At 69.2% G+C, this 5,487-nt stretch carries 5 protein-coding genes; all 5 read left to right on the top strand.

Features of this window, described 5'->3' with window-relative positions:
- Nucleotides 1–281 precede the first annotated feature (281 nt).
- The 5 genes from DKL51_RS01745 to DKL51_RS01725 are packed head-to-tail and all read left to right on the top strand — an operon-like array spanning nucleotide 282 to nucleotide 5,380.
- Nucleotides 282–1,241: a MurR/RpiR family transcriptional regulator gene (locus DKL51_RS01745; protein ID WP_109964638.1), complete on the top strand. Its 960-nt coding sequence runs from the start codon at nucleotides 282–284 to the stop codon at nucleotides 1,239–1,241.
- Nucleotides 1,241–1,990: a sugar isomerase domain-containing protein gene (locus tag DKL51_RS01740; RefSeq protein ID WP_109947771.1), complete on the top strand. Its 750-nt coding sequence runs from the start codon at nucleotides 1,241–1,243 to the stop codon at nucleotides 1,988–1,990. The genes DKL51_RS01745 and DKL51_RS01740 overlap by 1 nt, the downstream gene beginning before the upstream one ends.
- Before the next feature lie 26 nt (nucleotides 1,991–2,016).
- Nucleotides 2,017–3,429, top strand: a complete 1,413-nt coding sequence (gene ngcE, locus DKL51_RS01735; RefSeq protein ID WP_109947770.1) for an N-acetylglucosamine/diacetylchitobiose ABC transporter substrate-binding protein — start codon at nucleotides 2,017–2,019, stop codon at nucleotides 3,427–3,429.
- Between the two features lie 22 nt (nucleotides 3,430–3,451).
- Complete coding sequence (locus tag DKL51_RS01730) at nucleotides 3,452–4,393, top strand: carbohydrate ABC transporter permease (RefSeq protein ID WP_124811655.1); 942 nt, start codon at nucleotides 3,452–3,454, stop codon at nucleotides 4,391–4,393.
- 12 nt (nucleotides 4,394–4,405) lie between these two features.
- Nucleotides 4,406–5,380, top strand: a complete 975-nt coding sequence (locus tag DKL51_RS01725; protein ID WP_124811654.1) for a carbohydrate ABC transporter permease — start codon at nucleotides 4,406–4,408, stop codon at nucleotides 5,378–5,380.
- Nucleotides 5,381–5,487 lie beyond the last annotated feature (107 nt).

The following is a 5,487-nucleotide window of genomic DNA, read 5'->3' as shown; positions in this document are numbered from 1 at the left end:
CACCCGGGCCGCCGTCCAGGCTCAGGGCGGCGGCCCGGGTGGACGTACCCCCGACGTCGAGACCCACCACGACGGTGCCGGACATCCGTTGGGCCTCCCCGGGGTCGCGCGCTGGCGGCCTTCATGCTGGTCGGCCGAGCTCCCCGAAGCAAGATCCAGGTAGCCGGGCCCGATGTGCGCCAGGTAACAGTTTGAAAACTTCGCCCACGCCCTTGACACGGAGGGGCCCTCAGTAAGAACTTTTACCACAACAGTTAACACTCTTTCCGAAAGGCTCCCCGATGGTTGAGCACGAGGTGGACACCGCCGCGGGGACCGCGGTGGTCGACGCCGACGCGGCCGACCGGCGGGGCGCGGTGGGCGTCTCCTCCGACGGGGTGCTGGCCCGGGTCCGGGCCGGTGCGGGGGAGCTCACCGGGGCGCTGCGCCGGGTGGCCGAGCACGTGCTCAGCGACCCCGAGGCGGCGGCCCGGGCCACCATCGTGGAGCTGGCCGAGCGCAGCGGCACCTCGCCGGCGACCATCACCCGGTTCTGCCGGGCCATGGGCTTCGAGGGCTACGCCGACCTGCGGCTCGGCATCGCGGCGGAGACCGGCCGGGCCCGCTCGGCGGGCTGGACCGTCGACATCGGCCGGGAGATCCAGCCGACCGACCCGCTGTCCCGGGTGCTCGACCAGATCATGGCCGCCGACACCCGGGCCATGCACGACACCGCCGCGCTGCTCGACCTCGCCGAGGTGGAACGCGCGGCCGTCGCCATCGCCGGGGCGAGCCGGGTGAACATCTTCGGTGCCAGCGGCAGCGCGCTGGTCGGCGAGGAGATGCAGTTCAGCCTGCACCGCATCGGGGTGGCCGCCTGGGCCTGGAGCGACGTGCACGAGGGGCTGGCCAGCGCCGCGCTGCTGGGCGCCGGCGACGTGGCGCTCGGCATCTCGCACACCGGGCAGACCCGGGAGACCATCGAGATGCTCGCCGAGGCGGGCAGCCGGGGCGCCACCACGGTCGCGCTGACCGGCTTCCCCCGCTCCCCGCTGGCCGAGCTGGCCGATATCGTCCTGGTCACGGCCAGCCAGGCCACCACCTTCCGGCCGGACGCGCTCTCCGCCCGGCACCCCCAGCTCGTGGTGCTGGACCTGCTCTACATCGCGGTGGCGCAGCGCACCCACGACCGCGCCCACGCGGCCTTCCGGCGTACCGCCCAGGCCGTCGACGGGCACAAGGCCGCGAAGGGGGCCAGCTGATGATCAGCGCACAGCGGTACGCCGACGCCGTCCGCCCGGTGCTCGACCGACTGGTCGACACCCAGACCGAGGCGGTGGACCGGGCGGCCGACCTGATCGCCGGCGGGCTGCGCGCCGGCGGGGTGCTCCAGGCCTTCGGCGCCGGCCACTCCGAGGCGTTCGCCGCCGAACTGGTCGCCCGGGCCGGGGGGCTGGTCCCCACCAACCGGCTCTCCCTGCACGACCTCGTGCTGCACGGCGACGCGCCCCGCGACGTGCTCGCCGATCCCAAGCTGGAGCGTGACCCGGCGGTCGCCCACCAGCTCTACGCGCTCGCGGCGCCACAACCGCGGGACGTGTTCGTGGTCGCCTCCCAGTCCGGCATCAACGGCTCGGTGGTCGAGCTGGCGACGCTGGTGAAGGAGCGGGGCCATCCGCTGATCGCGGTCACCTCGGTCGAGCACACGGCACGGGTCGCCCCGCGGCACCCGTCCGGGCACCGGCTCGCCGACCTCGCCGACGTCGTGCTGGACAACGGCGCGCCGTACGGCGACGCACTGCTGCCGCTCGAGGGCGGCGGCGCGGTCTGTGCGGTCTCCTCGGTCACCGCGGCGCTCCTGGCGCAGCTGTTGACCGCGGAGGTCGTACGACGGTTCCACCAGGCCGGGGAGGTACCCCCTATCTACCTCTCCGCCAACGTCCCCGGTGGGGACGAGCACAACCTCGCCCTCGAGTCGCGGTACGCCGGGCGCCTCCGGCGGACCGCCTGACCCGGACACCACAAGGAGAGACAGAGATGTCGGTTACCCCCGAAACCCCCGGCGACCTCAGCCGCCGGACCCTGCTGCGCCGGGCCGCCGCGGCGGGCCTCCTCGTCACCCCGGCCGCCGGTCTGCTCAGCGCGTGCGCCGGCAGCGAACCGAGCAAGTCCACCGGCGCCGGTGGTACCAAGAGCAAGGACAACCCGTTCGGCGTCAAGGACGGCAGCGCCGTGAAGGTGGTGATCTTCAACGGTGGCCTGGGCGACCAGTGGGCCAAGGAAGACAAGGTCGTCTTCAACGCCAAGCACCCGAACATCACGGTCAACATGTCTTCCACCCAGAAGATCAAGACCGAAGAGCAGCCGAAGATGGCGACCCAGCCGAGCGACCTGGTGATGAACTCGGGCGCCGACATGATGGACCGCAGCACGCTCATCAACGAGGGCGCCATCGAGCCGCTCGACGACCTGCTCACCGCGCCCGCCTGGGACAGCGAGGGCACGGTCGCCGACACCCTGCTGCCCGGCACGGTCGGCGACGGCACCCAGAACGGCAAGTTCTACGTCGTCAACGTCGCCTACACGGTCTGGGGCAACTGGTACAACGCGGCCCTGTTCAAGAAGGAGGGCTGGCAGGCCCCGACGACCTGGGACGAGTTCTTCGCCCTGGCGCCGAAGATCAAGGCCAAGGGCATGGCGCCGTACGTGCACGACGCCGTGCACGGCTACTACCCGCGCTGGGCGCTCATGGCCAGCATCTGGAAGACCGCCGGCAAGCAGGTCGTCGTCGACATCGACAACCTGAAGGAGAACGCCTGGAAGGCCGACGGCGTCCTCAAGGCGCTGGAGCCGTGGGAGAAGCTGGTCAAGGACAAGCTGCTCCTCCCGGGCAAGCTCGACCACACCCAATCGCAGCAGGCCTGGCTCGACGGCAAGGCGGCGTTCATCCAGGTCGGCACCTGGCTGAAGAACGAGATGGCCGCCACCATCCCGCCGGGCTTCGAGATGACCCTGTCGGACTACTGGAGCAACGCCGACGACAAGGCGCCGAAGGACGTTTTCGCCGCGTCCGGCGAGGGCTTCGTCGTGCCGAGCAAGGCACCGAACAAGGAGGCCGCCAAGGAGTTCCTGCGGGCCATCCTGTCGAAGGCCGGCTCGGCCAAGTTCGCCGAGCTGACCAAGTCGCTGGCCTCCACCAAGGGCTCCGGCGACAACGTGCAGGACACCGCGCTCGCCAGCGCGAACACCCTGATGAAGAACGGCGGCAGCGAGCTGATCTCGGTCAAGTTCCAGGACTTCTACGCGGACCTGGACAAGGAGAGCCAGAACCTCTCCGAGGAGCTGATGGCCGGCCGGCTTACCGCCGCGCAGTTCATCGACAAGATGCAGGCGGCCGCGGACAAGGTCGCCAAGGACTCGTCGATCAAGAAGCAGACCCGCACCGCCTGATCCGTTCGAGAGAGTGAGTCCAATGCGGCACGGAGTTGCGCGTTTCGTCACGGGCTTCCTGGCCCTGCCCGTCGCGCTGTACCTGCTCTACGTGGTGTGGCCCTTCGCGCAGGCGGCCGGGTACTCGCTCACCGACTGGGGTGGGTACTCGGATTCCCAGCGCTTCGTCGGGCTGGACAACTACGTCCGGCTGTTCTCCGACGAGCTCATCAGGAAGGCGTTCTGGCACAACGTGTTCTTCCTGATCACCGTGCCGCTGTTCACCATCGCGCTGGCCCTGTTCCTCGCGTTCCTGCTCAACGTGGGCGGACGCGAGGACAGGGCCGGCATCCGCGGGGTGTTCGGATCGAGCATCTACAAGGTCATCTTCTTCTTCCCGCAGGTGCTGTCGCTGGTGGTCATCGCCGTCATGTGGCAGCAGATCTACCGGACCGACGGCCAGGGCCTGATCAACGGCCTGCTCATCAAGATCGGGCTGGTCGGTGCGGACAATCCGATCGCCTTCACCGCCGACCCCGAGCCGTTCCTCGGCATCCCCGCGGTGCTCTGGTGGCTGCTGCTCATCGCGGTGTGGAGCGGCGCCGGCTTCTACATGGTGCTCTTCTCCGCGGCCATGCAGTCGATCCCGAAGGACATCTACGAGGCGGCGATCCTCGACGGCGCCGGTCGGTTCCACACCTTCTTCCGGGTCACCCTCCCGCTGCTGCGGGAGACCATCTCGGTCGCCTGGGTCTACCTGGGCTTCATCGCGCTGGACATGTACGCCCTGGTCTTCGTCATGACGCCCAGCCAGGGCGGACCGAACCACGCCAGCGAGATCTTCGCGTCGGTGCTCAACTTCACCGCGTTCCAGAAGGGCCAGTTCGGCTACGCCTGCGCGATGGGCGTGGCGCTGGCCATCTTCACGATCCTGCTGGCCGCGGCGCAGCTCAGGATCACCCGTCGTGAGCGTATCGAGTTCTGAGGAGGCTGGACGATGAGCACGGCGACCCACGGTGGTCTGACCCGGCCCGACCAGAGCCCCGCCACCGGCCCGGCGGCGGCACGGCGACCGGCCTCCCGCGCCGGCGCGCTGGGCGCCCGCGTCTTCAACGGCTTCTCCCACCTGTTCCTGGTGGTCTGGGCCGTCATGGTGATCTACCCGCTGCTGTGGGTGGTGATGTCGGCGCTCAAGGACGACTCGGAGGTCATCCGCGAGCCGCTCTCCCTGATCCCGGACAAGCTGCACTTCGACAACTTCGCCCGGGCCTGGACGGACGGGCATCTCGGCAGCTTCTTCCTCAACACCGTGGTGGTGATGGCCGGCAGCGTCACCCTGACCATGCTGCTCGGCTCGATGGCCGCGTACGCGCTCGCGCGGTACGAGTTCCCCGGTAACCGGCTGATCTACTACATGTTCCTCTCCGGGCTGACCCTGCCGATCTACCTGGCCGCGGTGCCGCTGTTCAAGGGCGTGTACAACATCGGGGCCAATGGCCTGTTCGGGATTCCGCTCCCGTTCCTCGGCCCGAACCGGTACCTCATGCTGATCCTGGTCTACGTGGCATGGTCGCTCTCGTTCACGATCTTCTTCATGCACTCGTTCTTCCGGACGCTGCCCGACTCGATCGCCGAGGCGGCCCAGGTCGACGGGGCCTCGCACACCCGCACCTTCTTCAGCGTGATGCTCCCGATGGCCAAGCCGGGCCTGATCAGCATCGGCATCTTCAACGTGCTCGGCCAGTGGAACCAGTGGTACCTGCCGACCCTGCTCATGCAGCCGTTGGGCGGGGAGCCGAAGCACCAGGTGATCTCCCAGGGGCTGATCGAGCTGTCGGTCAACCAGGGCTACAAGTCCGACTGGTCCGGCCTCTTCGCCGGGGTCACCATGGCGATGCTGCCCGTGCTGATCGTGTACATCGTGTTCCAGCGCCAGGTGCAGTCCGGCCTCACCGCTGGCGTCGGCAAGTAACCCCGCCCCCGCCCCCGCCCGCAGCTCGGAGCGCGCAGTTTCCCGGAAAGAGTGGCCATTCCGCGGGGGATGGCCACTCTTTCCGTGAATGAGGCGCTCCGCGGGGC

It is taken from the genome of Micromonospora globispora (assembly GCF_003857015.1).
GTDB classification, from domain to species: domain Bacteria; phylum Actinomycetota; class Actinomycetes; order Mycobacteriales; family Micromonosporaceae; genus Micromonospora; species Micromonospora globispora.
The sequence above is the reverse complement of the archived record's forward strand: the minus strand, read 5'-3'. Positions and strand labels throughout refer to the sequence as shown.

Excerpts from the sequence above, each read along its gene's own strand:
- DKL51_RS01745 (WP_109964638.1), top strand. The coding sequence starts at position 282 with ATGGTTGAGCACGAGGTGGACACCGCCGCGGGGACCGCGGTGGTCGAC.
- DKL51_RS01740 (WP_109947771.1), top strand. The coding sequence starts at position 1,241 with ATGATCAGCGCACAGCGGTACGCCGACGCCGTCCGCCCGGTGCTCGAC.
- ngcE (WP_109947770.1), top strand. The coding sequence starts at position 2,017 with ATGTCGGTTACCCCCGAAACCCCCGGCGACCTCAGCCGCCGGACCCTG.
- DKL51_RS01730 (WP_124811655.1), top strand. The coding sequence starts at position 3,452 with ATGCGGCACGGAGTTGCGCGTTTCGTCACGGGCTTCCTGGCCCTGCCC.
- DKL51_RS01725 (WP_124811654.1), top strand. The coding sequence starts at position 4,406 with ATGAGCACGGCGACCCACGGTGGTCTGACCCGGCCCGACCAGAGCCCC.